Consider the following 23,858-nt stretch of genomic DNA (forward strand, 5'->3'; position numbering starts at 1 on the left):
AAGCAGGAGAGCTTGGAGTATGGCACGTTAAATCAGTTCCGCTGAGGCGACCATTTGTCCTTATTCGATGCCCATGCGCCGTTTCGCCCGCTGCGCCGAGCCGTTGCGCATTGCCCAGCGCAGTAGCGGTGCGGTGTGTCGCAGGCCGAGGCGGATCATGCGCCGCTGCAGCGGACTGTGCTGCAGGCCGAGCATGGCCTGGGCCCAACCAGGTAGCAGGTCGAGGCCAGCGTGCAGCATCAGCTTGCCCACCGGCTGTGCCAGGCGGCTGGGAGCGGGGGCGTCGAGCAGGATATCGAGCACCTGGTGGCTGCGGGCATCGCAAAGCAACTGCGGGCGCATGTGCTGCAGGTACTCCTCGACCTGTTGGCGTGAGCGCGGCACGTTGCGCGCACCCAGGCGCTCGGCGATCAACGCGATCTCTGCGTAATAGGCGTCCTGTTCGGCAACGGCAAGGTGTGGGTTGCAGTAACGCAGGTGGGCGCCCAGGAAGCTGCTGACTTCGGCCACATGCACCCAGGTCAGCAAGTCCGGGTCGCTGGCTGCATAAGGGCGGCCGTCCGGTGCGGTACCGGTTACCTGCAGGTGGATGGTGCGGACCTTGTCGATCAGCCATTCGGCATCGCCGGTGGCGCCGAAGGTGGTGCCGGAAATGAACTGGCTGGTCCGGCGCAGGCGCCCGAGCAGGTCTTCACGGAAATTGGAATGGTCCCACACCCCGGCCAGGGCCAGCGGGTGCAGGAGCTGCAGCATCAGGGCGCTGATGCCGCCCGCCAGCATGCTCGGGAAGTCGCCATGCACCCGCCAGCTGATGCTGTGCGGGCCGAACAGGCCGGGGTCGCCCTTGGGCGACTCCAGGTCGAGCTGGCCGAGGGCCAGCCCGGTGAGGCTCATGACCTGGGTTTCGATGCGACGGCGAAGGGCTTCCATGGCGACCTGCGATGCAGGGCGGCCATGTACAGCGGCCGCCGGTTACTGGTTGAGGCGTTTGTCGATCAGGCCCTGCACCACGCTGGGGTCGGCCAGGGTCGAGGTATCGCCCAGGTTGTCCAGTTCGTTGCAGGCGATCTTGCGCAGTATACGCCGCATGATCTTGCCAGAGCGTGTCTTGGGCAGTGCCGGGGCCCACTGGATCAGCTCGGGTTTGGCGAAACTGCCGATTTCCTTGCTGACCAAGGCCAGTAGCTCGGCCTTGAGCGCGTCGTCCGGTGTTACCCCGTTCATCGTCGTGACAAAGGCGTACACCCCTTGGCCCTTGAGATCATGGGGATAACCGACCACGGCCGCTTCGGCAACGCTGTCATGCAGCACCAAAGCGCTTTCCACCTCGGCGGTACCAATGCGGTGCCCGGAAACATTGATCACGTCGTCGATGCGCCCGGTGATCCAGTAGTCGCCATCGGCATCGCGGCGAGCGCCGTCGCCGGTGAAGTAATAGCCAGGCATGGGCTTGAAGTAGGTGTCGACCATGCGCTGGTGGTCGCCATAGACGCTACGGATCTGCCCTGGCCAGCTGGCCTTGATGACCAGCAGGCCGGCCCCCGGGCCTTCGATCAGCTTGCCCTTGTCATCCAGCAGCAGCGGTTGCACGCCGAACATGGGCTGGCTGGCGCAGCCGGGCTTGAGCACCTGCGAGCCGGGCAGGGGAGTGATCATGATGCCGCCGGTTTCGGTTTGCCACCAGGTATCGACGATGGGGCAGCGCTTCTGTCCGACGGCCTCGAAGTACCATTCCCAGGCTTCAGGGTTGATCGGCTCGCCGACGCTGCCGAGCAGGCGCAGGCTCTGGCGTGAGGTGCCCTGCAGCGGCCCGTCGCCTTCACGCATCAGGGCGCGCAAGGCGGTCGGGGCGGTGTAGAAGATGTTCACCTTGTGCTTGTCCACGACCTGCCAGAAGCGCGAGCTGTCGGGGTAGTTGGGCACACCTTCGAACATCAGCGAGATCGCGCCATTGGCCAGCGGGCCATAGACGATGTAGCTGTGGCCGGTGACCCAGCCGACGTCCGCAGTGCACCAGAACACCTCGCCGTCACGGTAGTCGAACACCACCTTGAAGGTAAGGGTGGCCTGCAGCAGGTAGCCGCCGGTGGTATGCAGCACGCCCTTGGGTTTGCCGGTGCTGCCGGAGGTATACAGGATGAACAGCGGGTCTTCGGCCTCCATCGGCTCGACCGGGCAATCGTCGCCGGCCTTTTCCGTTGCCTCGTGGTACCAGAGGTCGCGGCCGTCGGCCCAGGCGACGTCAGCGCCAGTACGGCGCACCACGAACACGCTGCTGACTGCGGGGCAACTGGCCAGGGCCTTGTCGACGTTGTGTTTCAGCGGGATGCGCTTGCCGCCGCGCACGCCCTCATCGGCGGTGATCACGGTGCGGCAGTCGGCATCGAGAATGCGGTCGCGCAGGGCATCGGGCGAGAAGCCGCCGAACACCACCGAGTGGATGGCGCCGATGCGGGTGCAGGCGAGCATGGCAAAGGCGGCTTCGGGGATCATCGGCATGTAGATGCACACCCGGTCGCCTTTCTTCACCCCACGCGCTTTCAGGGCATTGGCCAGGCGGCAGACCTGGCGGTGCAGTTCGCGGTAGGTGATGGCCTTGGCGTCCTTGGGGTCGTCACCTTCCCACAGCAACGCGGTCTGATCACCGCGCCGGGTCAGGTGGCGGTCGATGCAGTTGTAGCTGACATTGAGCTGGCCGCCATCGAACCAGCGCGCCTGGCCGGTCTTCAGGTCGCATTGCTGCACGCTCGACCAGGGCTTGATCCAGTCCAGGCGCCGGGCTTGTTCGGCCCAGAAAGCGTCGGGGTCATCGACCGATTGGCGGTAGAGGCGACGGTAGTCGTCCGGGGAGAGTGCGGCGGACTGGCTGACGGCCAGGGCCTGTGGGTAGTTACGGATATCGAACATGGCGGGTGGTCCTGCTCTTGTAAGGGGCGATGGACTGCAACGGCTATTCGATAGGACAGTGTAGCTGGGAGAGGTGTTCCGCCTGCACCAGCCTCTTCGCAGGAACGCCCGCGAAGAGGCCGGTGCAGGTTTCGGATCAACCGCGGTGACGGCCGCGGAAGTAGTTGATCAGGCCCTGGGTGGAGCCGTCTTCGGCGCTGTCTTCCAGGCTGCCGACCAAGCGCTGGTAAACGCCCTTGCCCAGCTCCTTGCCCAGTTCCACACCCCACTGGTCGAAAGCGTTGATACCCCAGATCACGCTTTGCACGAACACCTTGTGTTCGTACATCGCCACCAGGGCGCCCAGACGGCGTGGGCTGATGCGCTCCACCACCAGGGTGTTGCTCGGGCGGTTACCCGGGATCACCTTGTGTGGGGCCAGCTTCTCGATGTCCGCTTCATTCAGGCCCTTGGCGCGCAGCTCGGCTTCGGCCTCTTCGCGGGTCTTGCCCAGCATCAGCGCCTGGCTCTGCGACAGGCAGTTGGCGTACAGCCACTGATGATGGTCGGCGACCGGGTTGAAGCTCACTACCGGCACGATGAAGTCGGCCGGAATCAGCTGGGTGCCCTGGTGCAGCAGCTGGTGGTAGGCGTGCTGGCCGTTGCAGCCGACGCCGCCCCAGATCACCGGGCCGGTATCGGTCTTCACCGGGGTGCCATCCTGCAGCACGCTCTTGCCGTTGGACTCCATGTCCAGCTGCTGCAGGTGCTTGGTGATGTTGCGCAGGTAATGGTCGTACGGCAGGATCGCGTGGCTGTTAGCGCCCCAGAAGTTGCCGTACCAGACGCCCAGCAGGGCCAGCAGCACCGGCATGTTCTTTTCGAACGGTGCGGTCTGGAAGTGCTGGTCCATGGTGTAGGCACCGGACAGCAGTTCCTTGAAGTTGGCCATGCCGATGGCCAGGGCAATCGGCAGGCCGATGGCCGACCACAGCGAGTAGCGCCCGCCCACCCAGTCCCACATCGGGAAGATATTCTCTTCGCGGATGCCAAAGGCCACGGCAGCGGCCTTGTTGCTGGACACGGCGATGAAGTGGCGATACAGCTCGGCTTCCGAGCCGCCCTGGGCCAGGTACCAGGTGCGAGCGGCCATGGCATTCTTCAGGGTCTCGAGGGTATTGAACGACTTCGACGAGACGATGAACAGGGTGGTTTCAGCGCGCAGGTTGGCCGACAGCTCGTGGAACTCACTGCCGTCGATGTTCGCCAGGTAGTGGCAGCGCACGCCGCGTTGGGCATAGGGCAGCAGCGCCTCGGAGACCAGTTCGGGGCCGAGGAACGAACCGCCGATGCCGATGTTGACCACGTCGGTGATCGGCTTCTCGCTGTAGCCGCGCCACAGCCCGTCATGGATGCGGCCGACCAGTTCGGTGATCTGGTTGAGTACCTTGTGCACTTCCGGCATGACGTTCACGCCGTTGACGCTGAGCTTGTCGCCCACCGGACGGCGCAGGGCAGTGTGCAGCACCGGGCGGCCTTCGGAGGCGTTGACGATTTCGCCGCTGAACATCGACTTGATGGCATCTTGCAGGCCGACCTGGTCGGCCAGGTTCACCAGCAGGTCACGGGTCTGTTCGGTGATCAGGTTCTTCGAGTAGTCAAGAAACAGGCCGCAGGAGCTCAGGGAGAACTGGTCGAAGCGTTTGGCATCGGCGGCGAAGGCTTCGCGCATGCTGAAGCCTTGCATGGCGTCGCGGTGTTGCTGGAGCGCCTGCCAGGCGGGCAGGGCCGTCACATCGTGGGGTGTACGGTAATACGCCATTGCGCGGGGTTCCCTTGGTGCGTGGTGATGCCTTGGACACGGCAGTCATTGCCGGGTTCAGGCTGGCATCATTATAGGCAAAGGCCACTGGCAGGGAATGGGTATGGCAGAGGGAATTTGGGGCGCTTTGCGCCCCTGCAGGAGCTGGCTTGCCTGCGGATGGGCTGCAAGGCAGCCCCAGGCCGTTACGCCGTCTTCTCTTCCACATGCAGGTAAAGGTTGTCGATCAACCGCGTGTTACCCAGATAAGCTGCCGCAATTACCACCAGGTCGCGGTCATCGATCATTGCCGGACGCAGGCTCACGGCATGGCGCACTTCCAGGTAGTCCGGGCGGAAACCAGCGGCAGTCAGTTGCGCCTGACCTTCGGCAACCAGCGCGGCGAAATCGCGCTGGCCCCGGCCAATGGCCGCAGCGATGTGCTGCAAGGTGCGGTACAACGCCGGTGCCGTAGCCCGCTGCTCAGGTGTCAGGTAACCGTTGCGCGACGACAGCGCCAGGCCATCTTCGGCGCGCACGGTGGGCTCGCCGATGACCTGGATCGGCATGTTCAGGTCGCGCACCATGGCGCGTATCACCGCCAGTTGCTGGAAGTCCTTTTCGCCAAACACGGCAAGGTCGGGCTGGACCATGTTGAACAACTTGGTGACCACGGTAGCCACGCCTTCGAAATGCCCGGGCCGGCTGGCGCCGCACAGGCCTTCGGAAAGCTGGGGAACGCTGACGCGGGTTTGCACGCTCATGCCGTCGGGGTACATTTCTTCGACGGTAGGCGCAAACAACAGGTTGCAGCCGGCCTGCAACAGGCGCTCCTGATCGGCGGCCAGGGTGCGCGGGTATTTGTCGAGGTCTTCGTTGGCGCCGAATTGCAGCGGGTTGACGAAGATACTGGCGACCACGAAATCAGCACGCTGTGCGGCCTTGGTCACCAGGGCCGCGTGGCCGCTGTGCAGGTTGCCCATGGTCGGCACGAAGCCGATGCGCTTGCCTTCACTACGGGCGCGCGCAACGGCGGCACGCAATTCGCGGACGGTCTTGACTGTATTCATGCGCTGAACCCGTGTTCGCTGCCAGGGAAGCTGACCTGCTTGACTGCCTCGACGTAAGCGACGAGGGCGCTGTGGATATCCGGCTGGCCTTGCATGAAGTTCTTCACGAACTTCGGCATGCGACCGCTCAGCGACAGGCCGAGCATGTCGTGCAGGACCAGCACCTGGCCATCGGTGCCGCTGCCGGCGCCAATGCCGATCACCGGAATACCTACGGCACTGGTGATTTCCGCCGCCAGCTCGCTGGGCACGCATTCGAGCAGCAGCATGGCCGCACCAGCCTGCTCCAGGGCGATGGCGTCGGCACGCATCTGCCGGGCCTGGGCCTCCTGGCGGCCCTGGACCTTGTAGCCGCCCAGCACGTTGACGGTTTGCGGGGTCAGGCCCATGTGCGCGCATACCGGTACGCCACGCTCGGCCAGCAAGCGGATGGTCTCGGCCAGCCAGGCTGCGCCTTCGATCTTGACCATGTGGGCGCCGGCCTGCATCAGCGTGGCACTGTTGGCAAAGGCCTGTTCTGGGGTGGCGTGCGCCATGAACGGCAGGTCGGTGAGGATCAGCGCGCCGTCGTTGCCACGTTTGACGCTGGCGGTGTGGTAGGCCATGTCCGCGGTCGTTACTGGTAGTGTGCTGTCGTGGCCTTGCAGGACCATCCCCAGCGAGTCACCCACCAGCAACACTTCGACACCGGCCTGGCTGGCGGCCTTGGCGAAGGTCGCGTCGTAGCAGGTCAGCATGGTGATTTTTTCACCCTTGGCCTTGAGGCCATTGAGGGTGGTCAGGGTTACTTCAGGCATGTAGGAAATTCCTCGTTCAGGCGCTTTAAAAAACGACTGCATTCAACGCGTAGTCATCTTCCGGAGCGGCACATCATCGCGCGTGATGTTCGGGCACAGGTCCGTCCGGGCCTAAATACGGGTAGCGGCACTTCGGTGCCACACGGGACGCCTATAGTCGTGAGCGAGGTGGGGGAAGTCAATCACCCTGTTACCGCATTGTTACGTTCAGGGTGTTACTGGCGTTACCGCGCCGCTGTGCAAGGCTGGAACGCCCGGTTTACAGGCGTTCGAGGCCGACGAACGGGCATTCTTCGAGCAATTGCGCGAGGACGCGGCCATCGGCCAGACGGAAATCGCCCGGTACCAGTTCGGCCAGCGGATACAGCACGAAAGGCCGAGCATGCATGTGGTAATGCGGCACTTTCAGGCGTGGCTCATCAAGCACCTGGTCGCCGAACAGCAGAATGTCCAGGTCCAGTGTGCGCGGGCCCCAGCGCTCCAGGCGCACGCGCCCCTGATCATTTTCGATGGCCTGCAACGCATCGAGCAGGGCCAACGGTGGCAGGGCGGTGTCCAGGGCGGCGACGGCATTGGTGTAGCGCGGTTGCCCTGGCAGCAGCGAGTCACTGGTGTACAGGGCCGAAGCCGCTACCAGGCGCGTGTCCTCTAGCTGGTCGAGCGCCTGCAGGGCATTGCGCAGCTGCTCGGCAGGTGCGTCCAGGTTGCTGCCCAGGCCAATATACGCGCGGGTGGTCACTCGAATGCCTCGTCGCCGCCGCGCTTGCGCTTGCCGCCGCTGCGCTTGCGTTTACGTGGGCCAGCGCTGCTGCCTTCGTCACGGCTGCCCAGCTCGCGGATCATCTCGCGGCGCTCGCTGTCGTTGGCATCCTGGTAGTCGGTCCACCACTGGCCGAGCTCGTCGGTTTCTTCCCCAGCGCTTTCGCGCAGCAGCAGGAAGTCGTAACCGGCGCGGAAACGCGGGTTGTCCAGCAATACATCGGCGCGCTTGCCGCTGCGCCGTGGCAGACGCTCCTGCATGTCCCAGATCTCGCGGATCGGCAGGGTGAAGCGCCTGGGGATGGCGATGCGCGCGCATTGCTCGGCAATCAGGTCGTGGGCCGCACCGTTCATGGCCGGGATGGGCGGCACGCCCTGGGCTTGCAGGTGCAGTACGCGGGCCGGCAGGGCTGGCCACAGCAGCGCGGCGAAGAGGAACGCCGGAGTCACCGGTTTGCCTTGTTTCACGCGCAGGTCGGTGTTGTGCAGTGCCTGGCTGATCAGGGTATGGGTGTAGGTCGGGCGCTCGTCCAGGGCATGTGCACTGGCCGGGAACAGCGGTTCGAACAGCTGCAGGTCGACCAGCATCTCGAAGGCGATGGCGCCCTGGCCCGAGAGGAACAGCTTGAGGCTCTCCTCGAACAGGCGCGCTGGCGGAATCTCGCGCAGCAGCGGTGCCAGTTCGCGCACCGGCTGCACAGTGTGCTTTTCGATACCGAAGTCGAGTTTGGCGGCAAAGCGCACCGCGCGCAGCATGCGCACCGGGTCTTCCTGATAGCGGTGGGTCGGGTCACCGATCAGGCGCAGCAGGCGATTACGGATATCGTGCACGCCATTGGCATAGTCGAGAATGCGTTCGCTGACCGGGTCGTAGTAAAGGGCGTTGATGGTGAAGTCGCGGCGTTGCGCGTCTTCTTCCAGGGTGCCGTACACATTGTCACGCAGGATGCGGCCGCTGGCATTGTGCGACGAGCGGTGGCTGTCACCCTGATCGTCTTCCGAATGGTGGGCGCGGAAAGTGGCGACTTCAATGATCTCACGGCCGAAATGCACGTGGACCAGCTTGAAGCGGCGACCGATGATGCGCGCGTTGCGGAATTCGGCACGGACCTGTTCGGGGGTGGCGCTGGTGGCGACGTCGAAGTCTTTGGGGGTGATGCCAAGCATCAGGTCGCGGACACAGCCACCGACCAGGTAAGCCTGGTAGCCGGCGCTCTGCAGGCGTTCCACGATGTTCACCGCATGGCGGCTGAACTGGTGGCGCTGCAGCGAATGCTGGCTCTTGTTGATCACCTCAGGTGTGGTACGCCTGTGATGCGGGCCCGGTACGGGCGGGCGGAACGACTGGAACAGCTTCTTCAGCATGGGATGCACTGTTTGAAGGAATGTTCGGCCAAGAATAGGAGAATGGCCGCATGATGGGCGGGGATTCTAGCATTTACTCAAGGAATGGTGTAGGCGGGTAGCAGGATGCCTGCCGGAAGGGTAGAAACGACAAGGGGAGCCTAAGCTCCCCAAGAAGTCGTTGCGTGCTCTTATTGTTTTTCTGCTGGGCTTCTTGTTTTTGTTGAGTGCCCTGCCCACAAATCTCGAAGCTTGTGGACGACCCCCAAGCCAGGGGTAAGAGCAAACGGATTGCTTTGGTCGCTGATTGTCATGTTGATCGGTCGATCCAACCAGTTCAGGCGCTGCTTTTCAGTGCAGTTTTTGTTGTTCTCAGCCTGGTTGTGGGGCAAGCCCCAAACACGCATCCTCTCCAAAAGAATCAGTTAGCTGCGCCTCCGCCGTCTTGTTTTTATTGTGCGTGAGCCGTTTCGTCTTGTTCTTATTCTGAGTTGCAGTGCTTGTTATTGTTCTTGTACCAGACATATAGCAGGTGCCGTGCCAACTTTTCAGAACCCAGTAAAATCAATGGGTTGAGGCGTTTGTGGGAAATTTCACAGGCTGAAAATGTGGAAATTTCGTTACCGTACGCCTCGTGAACTGTTACGGCGGAAGCTTGGGTAACAGATTTTTGCTGAAGCTGGAGTGTTACCTGAGAGGTGGGTTGGCCATGCCGGCCCATTCGCGGGCGTGCCCGCGAACAGACCGGTGAGGCTGATAGCGAAGGGGCAGGAGGATCGTCCTGCCCAGGCAGGTCGGTTATTCGCTGGTGGCGTTGCTCTTGCGCCGCGGAATGCCCAGGCGCTGGCGGCGCTCCCACAGGCATTTGCGGCTGACCCCGAGCTTGCGGGCCAGCTCGGTTTCGGTCATGTGATCCTGGTGTTCGAGCACGAAGTGCTGGAAGTAGTCTTCCAGCGACAGGTCCTCGGTCGGTTCGTGGCTGGCGTTGGCCGCAGTGGACACAGCCAGGGCGTTGTCGAGGATCTCGTCCTCCTCCAGGTCGCTCAGCTCGATATCGATGCCCAGCAGGTCAGCGGAAATTTCTGCACTCTCGCTGAGGATTACTGCCCGCTCAACGGCGTTTTCCAGCTCTCGTACGTTACCCGGCCAGCTGTAATGACGAATGGCCTGTTCGGCTTCGGCCGAGAAGTGCAGGTCGTCGCGGCCGATGCGCGCGCTCTGGCGGGCAAGGAAGGCCCTGGCGATCTCGTTGACGTCATTGCCGCGCTCGCGCAGGGCCGGCAGTTTCAGGGCGATCACGTGCAGGCGGTAATACAAGTCTTCACGGAACTGGCCGATCTTGGCCAGGTTCTTCAGGTCGCGGTGGGTAGCGGCGATCAGGCGCACATCGACCTTTTGCGACTGCACCGACCCGACCCGGCGGATTTCGCCTTCCTGCAACACACGCAACAGGCGGGCCTGGGCCTCCAGCGGCAGTTCGCCAATTTCATCGAGGAACAGGGTACCACCGTCGGCAGCTTCCACCAGGCCCGCCCGCCCGGCACTGGCGCCGGTGAACGCGCCTTTTTCATGGCCGAACAGTTCGGACTCGATCAGCGTTTCGGGGATGGCTGCGCAGTTCACCGAGATCATCGGGGCCTTGGCCCGGCGCGACAGGTTGTGCAGGGCGCGGGCCACCAGCTCCTTGCCGGTACCCGACTCGCCCTGGATCAGCACGTTGGAGTCGGTGGGCGCGACCTTGCGGATCTTGCTGTACATGTCCTGCATCGGTGGGCACGAGCCGATGATGCCGATCTCGCCATTGGCCGGGGCGCTGCCCTTGTCGGCCGGGGCAGCCTTGCCATTGCTGGCGCGTGGCTCGGCAACCGCAGCGACGGCAGGGGCATTCTGCCGGTCGCGCAGGATACGCGCCACGGCCTGCAGCATCTCGTCATGGTCAAAGGGCTTGGCGATGTAGTCCACCGCGCCCATTTTCATCGAGTCGACTGCCGAGCGCAGGCTGGCATAGCTGGTCATGATCAGTACCGGGGTACCTTGGCCGAGCTTGATCAGTTCGGTACCGGGTGCACCAGGCAGGCGCAGGTCGCTGACGATCAGGTCGAAGGTGGCAATGCTGAAGCGTTCCTGGGCTTCCTGCACCGAGCCGGCTTCGCTGACCTGGTACTGGTTCCGTTCGAGCAGGCGACGCAAGGCCGAGCGGATGATGGTTTCGTCTTCGACGATCAGAATGTGCGGCATTGATTCAATTCTCTCGACGGTCGCGAATTTCAGGGGACGTCGCTACGACATGCCGGGGCAGGGTCACGCGGATCCGGGTGCCACGTTGCCGTTCGATATCGGCCGGGCTGTCGATGGTGATTTGCCCATAATGCTCTTCCACGATGGAATAGACCAGAGCGAGCCCCAGTCCGGTTCCTTCGCCCGGGTCCTTGGTGGTGAAGAAGGGTTCGAACAGGCGGTCCATGATGTTCTTCGGGATCCCGCTGCCTTCGTCCTCGACGATCAGGTCGACGGTGTGCTCGTTGACCTCGCTGCGCACGCGCACGGCACTGCCGGGCGGCGAGGCGTCGCGGGCGTTGGATAGCAGGTTGATCAGCACCTGGGCCAGGCGCTGCGGGTCCCCTTCGACCCAGTGGTCCGGGTCGCAGAGGTTGAAGAACTGTACTTCGAAATTACGCCGGTTCAACGCCAGCAGACCAATGGCGTCCTGCGCCACTTCGGCCAGGCACACCGGCTCTTCGCTGTTCTGGTGGCTGCCGCCGGCATGAGCGAAGCTCATCAGCGACTGGACGATGCGCGATACCCGTTTTGTCTGTTCCAGGATCTGGCTGGACAGCTCGATGATTTCACCATCGCCCTCGCGTTCCTCGCGCAGGTTCTGCGCCAGGCAGGCGATGCCGGTGATCGGGTTGCCAATCTCGTGGGCCACGCCGGCCGCCAGGCGGCCGATGCTGGCCAGGCGTTCGGAGTGCACCAGCTTGTCCTCCAGCGCCTGGGTTTCGGTGAGGTCTTCCACCAGCAGCACCAGGCCGCTGTTGCCCGGCGCCAGCGGCTCGTCGATCGCTGCCTTGTGCAGGTTCAGCCAGCGCGGCTGGCCATCCAGCGCCAGGCGCTGCTTGTGCAGGTGCTCGTCGGGCACGTTGATGAACCCTTGCAGCAGGCCGCGCCAGGGTTCGTCGATGGTAACCAGGCGCGAGCCGACCACGTGTTTGGCGGCGATACCGGTGAGCTCTTCCATGGCCTTGTTCCACATCAGGATTTCCTGGTCCTTGGCCAACGAGCAGACGCCCATTGGCAGCTCTTGCAGGGTCTGGCGGTGGTAGCGGCGCAGGGCATCGAGTTCGGCGGCCAGGCCGGTCAGGCGCGAGTGGTAGTCTTCCAGGCGGCTTTCAATGAAGTGAATGTCCTCGGTCACGTAGTTTTCGTTACCGGACTTGTACGGCAGGAAGGTCTCGACCATGTCCTGCGCCACACTGGGGCCCATCAGGCCGGACAGGTTGGCCTCGATACGGTCGCGCAGGCGGCGCAAGGCATAAGGGCGACGCTCATCGAACGGCAGATAGAGGTCGCGCAGGGCCTGTTCCACTTCCTTCTGTGCGGCCTTGGCGCCCAGTGGCTTGGCCAGCTGGGTGGCGAACTCCTGCGGCGAGGCGGCGTGCAGCTCGCGCCGTTGCGGGCGACGCACGTTGTCCACTGCACAGGCTTCGGCTGCACTGACCTCTTCATTGCTGGCGTTGGTGAACAGCGAGATCAGGGTGAACAGCAGCACGTTGGCCGCCAGCGAGGCGATCGCCGCCATGTGCCAGCTGGTGTCGTCCAGCACGTAGATCATGTCCAGCAGCGGGATGTAGAAGCCCTGCAGGTTGCCCAGCAGCGGCAACAGCATGGTCACCATCCACACCAGGGTACCGGCCAGCAGGCCGGCGATGAAGCCGCGGCGATTGGCGGTGGGCCAGTACAGCACCGACAACACACCCGGCAGGAACTGCAGGGTGGCGACGAAGGCGACGATGCCCAGGTTGGCCAGGCTCTGGTGGTTGTTCTGAGTGAGGTAGAACATGAAGCCGGCGGTGATGATGGCGACGATCAGCGCGCGGCGGGTCCACTTCAGCCAGCGGTAGATATTGCCTTCGGCCGGCGGCTGGTACAGCGGCAGCACCAGGTGGTTGAGGGCCATGCCGGACAGCGCCAGCGTGGTGACGATGATCAGCCCGCTGGCCGCCGACAGGCCGCCGATGTAGGCCAGCAGCGCCAGTGCCTGGTTGTTGGCGGCAATCCCCAGGCCCAGGGTGAAATACTCGGGGTTGGTGCTGGCGCCCAGGCGGAGGCCGGCCCACAGCACCAGCGGCACGGCCAGGCTCATCAGCAGCAGGAACAGCGGCAGGCCCCAGCTGGCACTGACCAGCGAGCGCGGGTTGAGGTTTTCGGTGAAGGCCATGTGATACATGTGCGGCATGACGATGGCGGAGGCGAAGAACACCAGCAGCAAGGTGCGCCATGGCCCCTCCTGCAGCGGGGTATGCAAGGCCGCCAGGGCGGTCTGGTTCTGCAGCAGCCACACCTCCAGCTGGTGCGGGCCGCCGAACACGCCATACAGGGCATACAGGCCGATGCCGCCCAGCGCCAGCAGCTTGATCACCGACTCGAAGGCGATGGCGAACACCAGCCCTTCGTGTTTCTCGCGCGTGGCGATGTGCCGCGAACCAAAGAAGATGGTGAACAGAATGATCAGGGTACAAAAGGCGAAGGCCACCCGGGCCTTGACCGGTTCGCCCGTGAGAATGCTGATCGAATCGGCCACTGCCTGGATCTGCAGGGCCAGCAAGGGCAGCACGCCGATCAGCATGAAAATGGTGGTCAGCGCGCCGGCCCAGGTACTGCGGAAGCGGAATGCCAGCAGGTCGGCCAGCGATGACAGCTGGTAGGTGCGAGTGATCTTGAGGATCGGATAGAGCAGCACCGGTGCCAGCAGGAATGCCCCGGACACCCCCAGGTAACAGGCGAGGAAGCCGTAGCCGTACTGGTAGGCCAGGCCAACCGAACCATAGAAGGCCCAGGCACTGGCATACACGCCGAGCGACAAGGTGTAGGTCAGCGGGTGGCGAATGATCGAGCGCGGGATCAACCCCCGCTCGCTGATCCAGGCCACGCCGAACAGCACCATGAGGTACGCGGCGCTGATCAGGATCATCTGGGTCAGGCTAAAGCTCATCGGCATCTCGTTGGCTCTGCAGGATGAAGGTGACGACGATCAGGATCAGCCAGAGCAGGTAAGGGCGGTACCAGGCTCCGGTCGGTTCGATCCACCAGTCCATGATGGCGGGGGAGAACAGGTAGATCCCCACGACCAGAAGCAGGACCAAACGATAGATGTACATGCTGGCCTCGATGGTTGGGCGCTGCGGGCTTGGACTTATTATTGGCGCAAATGGCTGGGCGGATGCTAGCGGGAATCCATGGGGTTCGCCAAGGGGTTGAATTTATTGGGCTTTTGTTTTTGAAGGGTGGGTTGCCTGTGCGGGCCTCTTCGCGGGCGCGCCCGCTCCCACAGGTAAACCACAAATCTTGAAGGTGGTGTAGTTCCTGTGGGGGCGGGCGTGCCCGCGAAGAGGCCGGTAATGCCTCAGCGCAAATCAGCCTCTGGCACCGTGGTCCGCTGTGCAATCGCCTCGGGCCGCCACTGCTTGCGAGCTACCGCCAATATCTCCGCCGGCGTTGCCAGTAACAACTCGGGGTCGGCTTTCTGCCCCAGCGCCCGCAGCGCCCGCAGTAACAGCGGTGTCGCCTGGTCCGCCTGCAGCGGCGGCGAGCGGTACGACTTGCCCAGCTTGTGCCCGTCCGGCTGCACGATCAGCGGAATATGCAGGTAACGCGGCTGCGAGAAGCCCAGCAACTCTTGCAGGTACAGCTGGCGTGGCGTGTTGTCGAGCAGGTCGGCGCCACGCACGATGTCGGTAACACCTTGCCAGGCATCGTCCAGTACCACCGCCAGCTGGTAGGCATACAGCCCGTCGCGGCGCTGGATGACGAAATCGCCCACTTCACGCCCCAGGTGCTGCTGGAACTCGCCCTGTACGCGGTCGGTAAAGCGGTAGATCAGCTCTGGCACGCGCAGGCGGATCGCCGCGCCATCCCTGGCATGCCCCGCATTGCGGCAAAGGCCCGGGTAGATACCGTTGTAACCCTCAAGCTGCTTGCGTGAGCAGGTGCAGGCGTAGGCCAGGCCCATGTTGAACAGGCGGTCGACCACCGCGGCATAGGCATCGTGCCGCTGGCTCTGGAACACTACTTCGCCGTCCCACTCCAGGCCGTAGCGCTCCAGGGTCTGCAGGATGGCATCGCGAGCACCGGGCATTTCCCGAGGCGGGTCGGTGTCTTCCATGCGCAGCAGCCAGCGGCCGTTCACGGCGCGGGCATCGAGCCAGGAGGCGAGGGCGGCGACCAGCGAGCCGAAGTGCAGGAAGCCGCTGGGGGTGGGGGCGAAACGCCCGATGTAGCTTGAGTGGGTCATGGTCAGGCTGGGCATATAAATGAAACGGGGCGCATGATGCGCCCCGTTCAGGTGGAAAGAAAGATCAGCCTTTGCCGACCGTCTTTTCCTTTTTCTCGGCGATTTCCTTGCAGTCGAAGCACAGGTCCGCAGTAGGGCGGGCTTCCAGGCGACGCAGGCCGATCTCGATGCCGCACGATTCGCACCAGCCGTACTCGTCGGCCTTGATCTTGTCGAGGGTCTTGTCGATTTTCTTGATCAGCTTGCGCTCGCGATCGCGGTTGCGCAGCTCCAGGGCGAATTCTTCTTCCTGGCTGGCACGGTCGGCCGGGTCGGGGAAGTTGGCTGCCTCGTCCTTCATGTGGTCCACAGTGCGGTCCACACTGGTCATCAGCTCTTGCTTCCAGGCGCCGAGAAGCTTGGTGAAGTGCTTCTTCATGGGCTCGCCCATGTACTCTTCACCTTTGGATTCTACGTAGGGCTCGACACCGTACATGGTCTGGGCTTTTTGCTTTTCTACGGTGGACATGAATAGACCGCCTCTCACTCATCTGATCCAATGCGCAGGCTGCTCCATCTCCGGCACCCGCCGGCCCTGCGACTGCGAGCCGCCGAACTTACCAGATAGATCGGGGGTGCGCTACCCCGCCCGATCCTGGTAATTGACAGCGGCCTGAGCCGCACGTTCGGTGGCGTGCAGAGGTAGAATCTCCAGTTTAGACCCAATTGAGAGAAGGTCATGGCCCACCCCTACAGTGCGCGCAGCCGCGCCATCGAACCCTTCCACGTCATGGCGCTGCTGGCCCGGGCCAACGAGCTGCAGGCGGCCGGACACGACGTGATCCACCTGGAAATCGGCGAGCCGGACTTCACCACGGCCGCGCCCATCGTTGCCGCCGGCCAGGCAGCATTGGCCGCCGGGCACACCCGCTACACCGCCGCACGCGGCCTGCCGGCACTGCGCGAAGCCATTGCCGGGTTCTATGGCCAGCGTTACGGCCTGAGTGTCGACCCTGAACGCATCCTCATCACCCCGGGGGGCTCCGGTGCGCTGCTGCTGGCCAGCAGCTTGCTGGTAGACCCAGGCAAGCACTGGCTGCTGGCCGACCCAGGCTACCCGTGCAACCGCCACTTCCTGCGCCTGGTCGAGGGTGGGGCGCAGCTGGTGCCGGTGGGCCCGGAGGTGAATTACCAGCTGACCGCCGACCTTGTCGGCCGCTACTGGGACAAGGACACGGTCGGTGCCCTGGTCGCCTCGCCGGCCAACCCGACTGGCACCGTGCTGGGGCGTGACGAGCTGGCCAGCCTGTCCCGCGCCACCCGTGAACGACATGGCCATCTGGTGGTGGACGAGATCTACCACGGGCTGACCTATGGCATGGACGCTCCCAGCGTGCTGGAAGTGGACGACTCGGCATTCGTCCTGAATAGTTTTTCCAAGTATTTCGGCATGACCGGTTGGCGCCTTGGCTGGCTGGTGGCGCCTCCTGGTGCGGTGGCCGACCTGGAGAAACTGGCACAAAATCTGTACATCAGCGCGCCGAGCATGGCCCAGCATGCCGCGCTGGCGTGTTTCCAGCCCGCAACCCTGGCCATTTTCGAGGAGCGCCGCGCCGAGTTCGCCCGCCGCCGCGACTACCTGTTGCCCGCCCTGCGCGAATTGGGCTTCCGCATTGCTGTCGAACCGCAGGGGGCGTTCTACCTGTATGCTGACATCAGTGCGTTTGGCGGTGACGCCTTCGCCTTCTGCCGGCACTTCCTGGAGACCGAACACCTGGCCTTCACGCCGGGCCTGGACTTCGGACGTCATCTGGCCGGCCACCATGTGCGCTTTGCCTACACTCAGAGTTTGCCGCGTCTGGAAGAGGCTGTGCAGCGGATTGCCCGTGGCCTGCGGAGCTGGCAAGGCTGATGCAGTTCTTTCCTCCACTCGAACAGGGCCGCCTGCTGCGCCGTTACAAGCGCTTTCTGGCAGACATCGAACTGGCCAGCGGCGAACAACTGACCATCCACTGCCCGAACACTGGCTCCATGCTCAACTGCATGCATGAAGGCGGGCAGGTGTGGTTCAGCCGTTCCAACGACCCCAAGCGCAAGCTGCCGGGCACCTGGGAAATCAGCGAAACCCCGCAGGGGCGGCTGGCCTGCGTGAATACCGGGCGAGCCAACGGGCTGGTGGAAGAAGCCCTGCGTGCCGGTGTCATCGCCGAACTGGCCGGTTTTACTGCACTCAAGCGTGAAGTGCCCTATGGCGAGGAAGGCAGCCGCATCGACTTTCGCCTGGATTTCGACGGTGCCCCGGCCTATGTCGAGGTCAAGAGCGTGACCCTTGGCTACCCCGGCAGCCTGGTCGCGGCGTTTCCGGATGCGGTAACCCAGCGCGGTGCCAAACACCTGCGCGAGTTGGCGAAACTGGCCCGGCACGGCGTGCGGGCCGTGCAGTTGTATTGTGTGAACCTGACCGGCATCGACGCCGTGCGCCCAGCCGAGGAAATCGACGCAGCCTATACCCAGGCCCTGCGTAGCGCAGTGGCGGACGGTGTGGAAGTGCTCGCCTATGGCACGCGCCTGGACGCCGCAGGTGTCGTCATCGACCGCCGTCTGCCCGTGCTGCTGGGGCCTTGAGCCAGATGCCCTGGCTGTCTTCGTGGCAGCCCAGGGCCTGCAATTGCCTGCCCTCACAGGGCCCGGCCACGCATTCGCCGCTTTCGATCAGGAACAGCGCACCATGATGGGCGCAGTGGATCAGGCTGGCGCTGTCGTCGAGAAATTCATCTTCGGCCCAGTTCAGCGGGATGCCACGGTGCGGGCACCGGTTGTGGTAGAGATGCACCTGGCCCTGGCGACGCACGCCGAACAGTTCGATGCCGTCTACGCTGAAGGCGCGGCTTTGGCCTTCGGCCAGGCCTTGGGAGCTACAAAGGAAGTGCATGGCAGGGATGACCCGTGAAGCCAATGGTAGCCTGACGCACCAAGGCGAGTGATTTTCCAATCGCCCGCATGGGTTGCGCCCGGTTGCCTATGGTGCGCAGTTCCGCCGCCGGCTACAAGGCGCGCGGCCAGCCAGTGGAAGGAAACCAGAGCTGGTCTGCCCGAGACTGCCGTGCACCCACAGCGCTGAAGGCAGGTGCATGCACATGCCATGAACAAGAGGTACTCCCATGCGTCATCCGCTGCTGTCTGGTTTCTCGCTGTACCTGATGCTGGCATTGGGTGGCTGCCAGGCCAGCCTGCCGCCGCTGCCCGCCTGGCAGAGCAGTGAAAGGCGCAGCCATGCCGAACTGGGGCACATCGTCGAGCTTGCCAGCGGCCAGTTGATCAGCCCTGAGCAACTGCTGCAGCGCCTGTATACCGCCCCACGGGTGCTGGTGGGTGAAAAACACGACAACCCCGACCACCACGCACTGCAACTATGGCTGCTTCGCGCCCTGCAAGACCAGCGAGCGCAGGGCAGCCTGCTGCTGGAAATGCTGCAACCCGAGCAACAACCGTTGGTGGACAAGCTTGCCGGGCAACCGCTGCCGGCAGACCTGCCCGAGGCCCTGGCCTGGCAGGACGGATGGGATTGGCAGTTGTATGGGCCGATCATCACCGAGGCCCTGCAGCAGTACGTGCCTTTGCTGGCAGCCAACCTTTCAACCGCCGAGATGCGCCAGGCTTATCGGCAGCCGGCTTCGTTGCGCGGCGAGCGCTCCAACGCACCAGCGGTCAAGGCTGCCCTGCTGGAGCATGTGCGGGCCGGGCACTGCGGGATGCTGCCGGAAAGCCAGTTGCCCGCGATGCTGGCTGTGCAACAGCAGCGTGACCGGCGCATGGCCGAGCGCTTGCTGGCGGCGCCGCAGCCGGCGCTGCTATTTGCCGGGGCCTATCACGTACGCAAGGACCTGGGTGTGCCGTTGCACCTGGCTGACCTGGGCGCGCAAGGAGAAAGCATGGTGCTGGTACTGGCGGAAGCGGGCGACCGGGTCGAGGCGACCGAGGCGGACTATGCGTGGTATACGGCGGCGACGCCGGAGCAGGACTACTGCGCGCAGATGCGACGTTAGTCCGGGAAAAAAGCCACTGGCAAAAAAAGACCCGGCAAACTGCCGGGTCAAAAACCGTGATTAGCCTGATGAGGAGATAATCTGAGAGTCCGAACCAGGGGCTCTTAGCTTATCCAACCGGTCTCGCGACCAGTTGTGATAATCATAACGATTCTCATTTCGAGGTCAATCCCTTTTCCCGATTATTTCGGATTTTTTTGCGTTGGGCATTTTGCGTCCAGCTGCTGGTTGAGCGCTTCTTTGCGTTCGAGCGGCAAATCGTTCCAGTGCATGTCCAGAAGCGCGCCTTCAATGGCGTACAGCAGCACCTTGGATGCACGAAACCCTCGCGTCTTCACGGCCTGGTATGCACCCACCGCGCCCAGGCGTCGCAGATCCGATGCACTGTGGATGCCCGCTGCATGCAGCCACTGCGCAGAGGTCTTGCCAAGGTTCTTCAGATGCTGCAATTCATCGTTCATCGAGCCTCCTTGCGATGGCTGAACGGGTCATGGGGGATAAATCGCGAGCAGGTCAGAGATGGAGTGTAGCGGGGGTTATGAAATGCGCGGCCTTTTGCCATTGGGTGCGACGAGATGCCCTAGGGGCATGCGGCCTGTACCGACTTCTTCACGGCTGCGCCCGCGAAGAGGCCGGTACAGGTAAAGGCTGAACCTACAGCCCTGGCAAGCGCTGGCGGACCTGTTCGATCAGCTGGTCCATGCTGCCGGCATCCTGGGTATCGACGCGTTTGCTCTGGGCCATCTCTTGCGCATCCAGTGGCTCACGGCTGGCCTGCTGGGCCTTGATCACGTCCAGGGTGGCATCCGATGGATCGTTGCTTTCGGCCTGACGCTGCTCAAGCCAGCTGGCGATGACCGCGTCCGGTGCATGACAGTCCAGGATCAGGAACGGCACGCCGGTCTGGCTGGCGACATCGGCTGCAGCCTGGCGCTGCTCATGTTTGAGGTAGGTGGCATCCAACACTACCGGGAAGCCGGCGCGCAGCACGGTTGCTGCTACTTCGTGCAGGCGCTGGTACGTCGCGGTACTGGCGTCCTGGGCATAGATGCCACTGCTCAGCTGGCCCGCGTCGGCCTGCTGCTGCTCGCCAAACAGGCGCTTGCGCTCGACGTCCGAGCGCACGCGGACAGCGCCCAGGGCCTCGACCATGCGCATGGCGACGTGGCTTTTGCCCACCGCCGAAACTCCATGGGTAATGGCCAGCAGGCGCGACGGGATGGCACTGTAGCTTTCTGCCAGGTTGGCGTAGTTGCGGTAGGTGCGCAGGGTGGTTGCACGCTGCACGCCATCGGCGTTGGCCGGCATGCTGAACAACGCCACCTTGGCCCGTACCAGCGCGCGGTAGGCTTTGTAGAAGTTGAGCAGCTCGAGGCCTTCGTAGTCACCGGTCAGTTCCAGGTACTGGCTGATGAAGCGCCGGGCCAGGCACTTCAGGCCGCGGTCTTCCAGGTCCATGGCCAGGAAAGCGGTGTCGGCGTAGACGTCGGTCAGGCGGAACGGTTCGTTGAACTCGATGCAGTCGAAGATCACCACCTTGCCATCGATCAGGGTGGCATTGCCGAGGTGAATGTCACCGTGACATTCGCGGATGAAACCGTTGGCCTTGCGCTTTTCCAGCAGGCCATGCAGGCGCTCGAAGCTGCTGCGAGCCCAGGCTGCGAGGGCCTCGAGCTGTTGCAGGTCGGCCTTGTCGCTGAGGAATGGGCGGATCTGCTCGAAGTTCTGTTCCACGGGCGCCATCACGCTTTCCGGCGTGCCCAGAGGATGCTCTACCGGCACGCGGGGAGCCTGCAGGTGGAACTCGGCGATCTGCCGGGCCATCTGGTCGATGTGTGCTGCGTTCAGTTCGCCATTGGCCTGCAAGGTGTTGAGCATCTGCCCCTGGGGGAACTGGCGCATCTTCAGCACGTATTCGATGGCTTCGCCTTCACCACCGATCTGCGGCGCCTCGACGCTGCCGGTAATCGGCAGCACTTCCAGGTACAGGCCGTCGGTAAGGCGTTGGTTCAGGCGCAATTCTTCGTTACAGAAATGCCGGCGCTGGTCCAGGCTGGTGAAATCGAGGAAGCCGAAGTTCATCGGCTTCTTGATCTTGTAGGCATACTCGCCAGTGAGCAGAACCCAGGAGATATGCGTCTCGATGAGCTGGAACCCCTCCACGGGGTGAGAGTACAGGGCAGGGTTCTGCAGTGCAGCAATAAGGGCTTGGCTCACGGGAAATCCTTCCGGGGCAGGGAATTCGAATGCGCCATTATGGTCAATGGTGCCGCCCCTGCCTACCGCCGGGCCGTCTGCCCAGCCTCTATAAAGTGCGTATAATCCGCCGCCATGACTCGAACCCGAAATCCCCGTACCCCTCAGAAACGCCCGACCGGCCGCTCTCGCGCCTGGCTGGGCTGGGCCTTGAAGCTCAGCCTGGTCGGCCTGGTGATCGTTGCCGGCTTCGCGGTTTACCTCGATGCCGTCGTCCAGGAAAAGTTCTCTGGCAAGCGCTGGACCATCCCGGCCAAGGTGTATGCACGGCCGCTGGAGCTGTTCACCGGGCAGAAGCTGAGCAAGGACGACTTCCTCACCGAGCTGGATGCGCTCGGCTATCGGCGTGAAAGTGCGGTCAACGGCCCCGGCGCGGCATCGGTCAATGGCAATACGGTCGACCTCAACACCCGGGGCTTCCAGTTCTACGAGGGCATGGAGCCGGCACAGTTCGTGCGGGTGCGCTTCTCGGGCGACTACGTGGCGGGCCTTTCCGGGGCCAACGGCAAGGCGCTCGATGTGGTGCGTCTGGAGCCGCTGATGATCGGCGGCATCTACCCGAAAAACCTCGAAGACCGCATCCTGATCAAGATCGACCAGGTGCCCAAGTACCTGCTCGAAACCCTGGTGGCTACCGAAGACCGTGATTTCTACAGCCACTTCGGGGTGTCGCCCAAGTCCATCGCACGCGCCGTGTGGGTCAACACGTCGGCCGGCTCGATGCGTCAGGGCGGCAGTACCCTGACCCAGCAGCTGGTGAAGAACTTCTACCTCACCAGCGAGCGCAGCCTCAGCCGCAAGCTGACCGAAGCCATGATGGCCGTGCTGCTGGAGCTGCATTACGACAAGCGTGAGATCCTCGAGGCCTACCTCAACGAAGTGTTCGTCGGCCAGGACGGTCAGCGTGCGGTGCACGGTTTCGGTCTGGCCAGCCAGTTCTTCTTCAGCCAGCCGCTGTCGGAGCTGAAACTGCACCAGATCGCCTTGCTGGTAGGTATGGTCAAGGGGCCGTCCTACTACAACCCGCGACGTTACCCCGAGCGCGCCCTCGCGCGCCGCAACCTGGTACTCGACCTGGTGGCCGAACAGGGTGTGGCCAGCCAGGCAGAAGTGGATGCAGCGAAGAAGATGCCGCTGGGTGTGACCAAGCGCGGCAGCCTCGCCGACAGCTCGTTCCCGGCATTCCTCGACCTGGTCAAGCGTCAGCTGCGCCAGGACTACCGCGATGAAGACTTGACCGAAGAAGGCCTGCGCATCTTCACCAGTTTCGACCCGATCCTGCAGATGAAGGCGGAGGCCTCGATGAGCGAGACCTTCAAGCGCCTGGCGGGCCGCAAGGGGGCTGACGATGTCGAGTCGGCAATGGTCGTGACCAACCCGGAAACCGGTGAAGTGCAGGCGCTGATCGGCAGCCGTCAGGCCGGCTTCGCTGGCTTCAACCGTGCCATCGATGCCGTGCGCCCAATCGGCTCGCTGGTCAAGCCGGCGGTGTACCTGACGGCGCTGGAGCAACCGACCAAGTACACACTGACCAGTTGGGTGCAGGACGAGCCATTCTCGGTCAAAGGTGCCGACGGCCAGGTCTGGCGGCCGCAGAACTACGACCGCCGCCCGCACGGCACCATCTACCTGTACCAGGGGCTGGCCAACTCCTACAACCTGTCGACCGCCAAGATCGGTCTGGAAGTCGGCGTGCCCAACGTGATCAAGACCATTGGCCGGCTGGGCGTGAATGTCGACTGGCCAGCCTTCCCGGCCATGCTGCTGGGCGCCGGCGGCATGTCGCCGATGCAGGTTGCGACCATGTACCAGACCATCGCCAACGGTGGCTTCAATACGCCAATGCGTGGTATTCGCAGCGTGCTCACCGCCGAAGGCGAGCCGCTCAAACGCTACCCGTTCCAGATCCAGCAGACTTTCGACCCGGGGGCTATCTACCTGGTACAGAACGCCATGCAGCGGGTGATGCGCGAAGGTACCGGCCGTTCGGTATACAACACCCTGCCGCGCACCTTGACCCTGGCGGGCAAGACCGGTACCAGCAATGACTCGCGTGACAGCTGGTTCTCCGGTTTCAGCCAGGACCTGCTGGCCGTGGTGTGGATGGGCCGGGACGACAACGGCAAAACGCCTTTCACCGGCGCGACCGGTGCCCTGCAGGTATGGACCAGCTTCATGAAGAAGGCCGACCCGCTGCCGTTGGACATGCCGCAACCGGATAACGTGGTACAGGCCTGGATTGACCCATACAGTGGCCATGGGTCTGATGGCAGCTGTCCGGGAGCGGTGCAGATGCCGTATATTCGCGGGAGTGAACCGCCCGCCGGTGCGACCTGTGGCGGCGAGCAGGATCCAGTTGAATCGGTCATGGACTGGGTCAAAGGCTGGATGAATTAAGCACAGGCTGCA

Annotated in this window: 19 protein-coding genes; 4 read left to right on the forward strand and 15 right to left on the reverse strand. The window is 63.5% G+C overall.

The window, feature by feature from the left end:
- Positions 1-60: 60 nt before the first annotated feature.
- The 12 genes from HU760_RS04325 to dksA all read right to left on the reverse strand — a co-directional run bounded on the left by HU760_RS04325 (position 61) and on the right by dksA (position 15,676).
- On the reverse strand, positions 61-930 hold the full coding sequence (locus tag HU760_RS04325) for an oxygenase MpaB family protein (RefSeq protein WP_186672907.1): 870 nt from the start codon (positions 928-930) through the stop codon (positions 61-63).
- A gap of 42 nt (positions 931-972) precedes the next feature.
- Positions 973-2,907, reverse strand: coding sequence for an acetate--CoA ligase (gene acs, locus HU760_RS04330; protein ID WP_186672909.1), 1,935 nt, complete (start codon positions 2,905-2,907; stop codon positions 973-975).
- Positions 2,908-3,043: 136 nt separating this feature from the next.
- Positions 3,044-4,708, reverse strand: coding sequence for a glucose-6-phosphate isomerase (gene pgi, locus HU760_RS04335; protein ID WP_186672911.1), 1,665 nt, complete (start codon positions 4,706-4,708; stop codon positions 3,044-3,046).
- Between the two features lie 185 nt (positions 4,709-4,893).
- On the reverse strand, positions 4,894-5,757 hold the full coding sequence (gene panC, locus HU760_RS04340) for a pantoate--beta-alanine ligase (RefSeq protein WP_186672913.1): 864 nt from the start codon (positions 5,755-5,757) through the stop codon (positions 4,894-4,896).
- Complete coding sequence (gene panB, locus HU760_RS04345) at positions 5,754-6,554, reverse strand: 3-methyl-2-oxobutanoate hydroxymethyltransferase (protein WP_186672915.1); 801 nt, start codon at positions 6,552-6,554, stop codon at positions 5,754-5,756. Before panB ends, panC begins: the two co-directional genes overlap by 4 nt.
- Positions 6,555-6,813: 259 nt before the next feature.
- Positions 6,814-7,293 carry a 2-amino-4-hydroxy-6-hydroxymethyldihydropteridine diphosphokinase gene (gene folK, locus HU760_RS04350; RefSeq protein WP_186672917.1) on the reverse strand — a complete coding sequence of 160 codons (480 nt, stop codon included), beginning with the start codon at positions 7,291-7,293 and terminating at the stop codon, positions 6,814-6,816.
- On the reverse strand, positions 7,290-8,678 hold the full coding sequence (locus HU760_RS04355; protein WP_186672919.1) for a polynucleotide adenylyltransferase PcnB: 1,389 nt from the start codon (positions 8,676-8,678) through the stop codon (positions 7,290-7,292). Before HU760_RS04355 ends, folK begins: the two co-directional genes overlap by 4 nt.
- A 777-nt stretch (positions 8,679-9,455) precedes the next feature.
- Positions 9,456-10,895 carry a sigma-54-dependent transcriptional regulator gene (locus tag HU760_RS04360; RefSeq protein WP_186672921.1) on the reverse strand — a complete coding sequence of 480 codons (1,440 nt, stop codon included), beginning with the start codon at positions 10,893-10,895 and terminating at the stop codon, positions 9,456-9,458.
- A gap of 4 nt (positions 10,896-10,899) precedes the next feature.
- A complete protein-coding gene (locus tag HU760_RS04365) occupies positions 10,900-13,875 on the reverse strand; it encodes a sensor histidine kinase (protein WP_170032713.1) in 2,976 nt (991 codons plus the stop codon).
- Positions 13,859-14,035, reverse strand: coding sequence for a hypothetical protein (locus tag HU760_RS04370; protein WP_003250005.1), 177 nt, complete (start codon positions 14,033-14,035; stop codon positions 13,859-13,861). Before HU760_RS04370 ends, HU760_RS04365 begins: the two co-directional genes overlap by 17 nt.
- A gap of 245 nt (positions 14,036-14,280) precedes the next feature.
- Positions 14,281-15,168, reverse strand: coding sequence for a tRNA glutamyl-Q(34) synthetase GluQRS (gluQRS, locus tag HU760_RS04375; protein ID WP_186672922.1), 888 nt, complete (start codon positions 15,166-15,168; stop codon positions 14,281-14,283).
- Between the two features lie 64 nt (positions 15,169-15,232).
- The gene (dksA, locus tag HU760_RS04380) at positions 15,233-15,676 is read right to left on the reverse strand and encodes an RNA polymerase-binding protein DksA (protein WP_003259209.1); all 444 of its coding nucleotides are present in this window, start codon (positions 15,674-15,676) and stop codon (positions 15,233-15,235) included.
- 210 nt (positions 15,677-15,886) lie between these two features.
- Between dksA and HU760_RS04385 the strand changes: the two genes are divergently transcribed.
- Together HU760_RS04385 and sfsA are read left to right on the forward strand one after the other, a co-directional pair.
- Positions 15,887-17,059, forward strand: coding sequence for a pyridoxal phosphate-dependent aminotransferase (locus HU760_RS04385; protein WP_186672925.1), 1,173 nt, complete (start codon positions 15,887-15,889; stop codon positions 17,057-17,059).
- Positions 17,059-17,772, forward strand: coding sequence for a DNA/RNA nuclease SfsA (gene sfsA, locus HU760_RS04390; protein ID WP_186672927.1), 714 nt, complete (start codon positions 17,059-17,061; stop codon positions 17,770-17,772). Before HU760_RS04385 ends, sfsA begins: the two co-directional genes overlap by 1 nt.
- On the opposite strand, the gene HU760_RS04395 is transcribed toward sfsA, so the two are convergent.
- Positions 17,735-18,079: a Rieske (2Fe-2S) protein gene (locus HU760_RS04395; RefSeq protein WP_186672929.1), complete on the reverse strand. Its 345-nt coding sequence runs from the start codon at positions 18,077-18,079 to the stop codon at positions 17,735-17,737. The genes sfsA and HU760_RS04395 overlap by 38 nt on opposite strands.
- 229 nt (positions 18,080-18,308) lie before the next feature.
- Between HU760_RS04395 and HU760_RS04400 the strand changes: the two genes are divergently transcribed.
- Positions 18,309-19,193 (forward strand): ChaN family lipoprotein, encoded by an 885-nt coding sequence (locus tag HU760_RS04400; protein ID WP_186672931.1) that lies wholly within the window; start codon positions 18,309-18,311, stop codon positions 19,191-19,193.
- Positions 19,194-19,375: 182 nt separating this feature from the next.
- Here HU760_RS04400 and HU760_RS04405 read toward each other — a convergent pair whose 3' ends face one another.
- Both HU760_RS04405 and HU760_RS04410 read right to left on the reverse strand, forming a co-directional pair.
- Positions 19,376-19,654, reverse strand: a complete 279-nt coding sequence (locus tag HU760_RS04405; protein ID WP_186672933.1) for a TfoX/Sxy family protein — start codon at positions 19,652-19,654, stop codon at positions 19,376-19,378.
- A 193-nt stretch (positions 19,655-19,847) separates the two neighbouring features.
- Entirely contained in the window at positions 19,848-21,410 is a 1,563-nt protein-coding gene (locus tag HU760_RS04410; RefSeq protein WP_186672935.1) for a bifunctional aminoglycoside phosphotransferase/ATP-binding protein, read from the reverse strand.
- 114 nt (positions 21,411-21,524) lie between these two features.
- Here HU760_RS04410 and mrcB point away from each other — a divergent pair, with 114 nt between their 5' ends.
- Positions 21,525-23,846 carry a penicillin-binding protein 1B gene (gene mrcB, locus HU760_RS04415; RefSeq protein ID WP_170032698.1) on the forward strand — a complete coding sequence of 774 codons (2,322 nt, stop codon included), beginning with the start codon at positions 21,525-21,527 and terminating at the stop codon, positions 23,844-23,846.
- Positions 23,847-23,858 lie beyond the last annotated feature (12 nt).

The sequence above is a fragment of the Pseudomonas oryzicola genome (genome assembly GCF_014269185.2).
Lineage (GTDB): Bacteria > Pseudomonadota > Gammaproteobacteria > Pseudomonadales > Pseudomonadaceae > Aquipseudomonas > Aquipseudomonas oryzicola.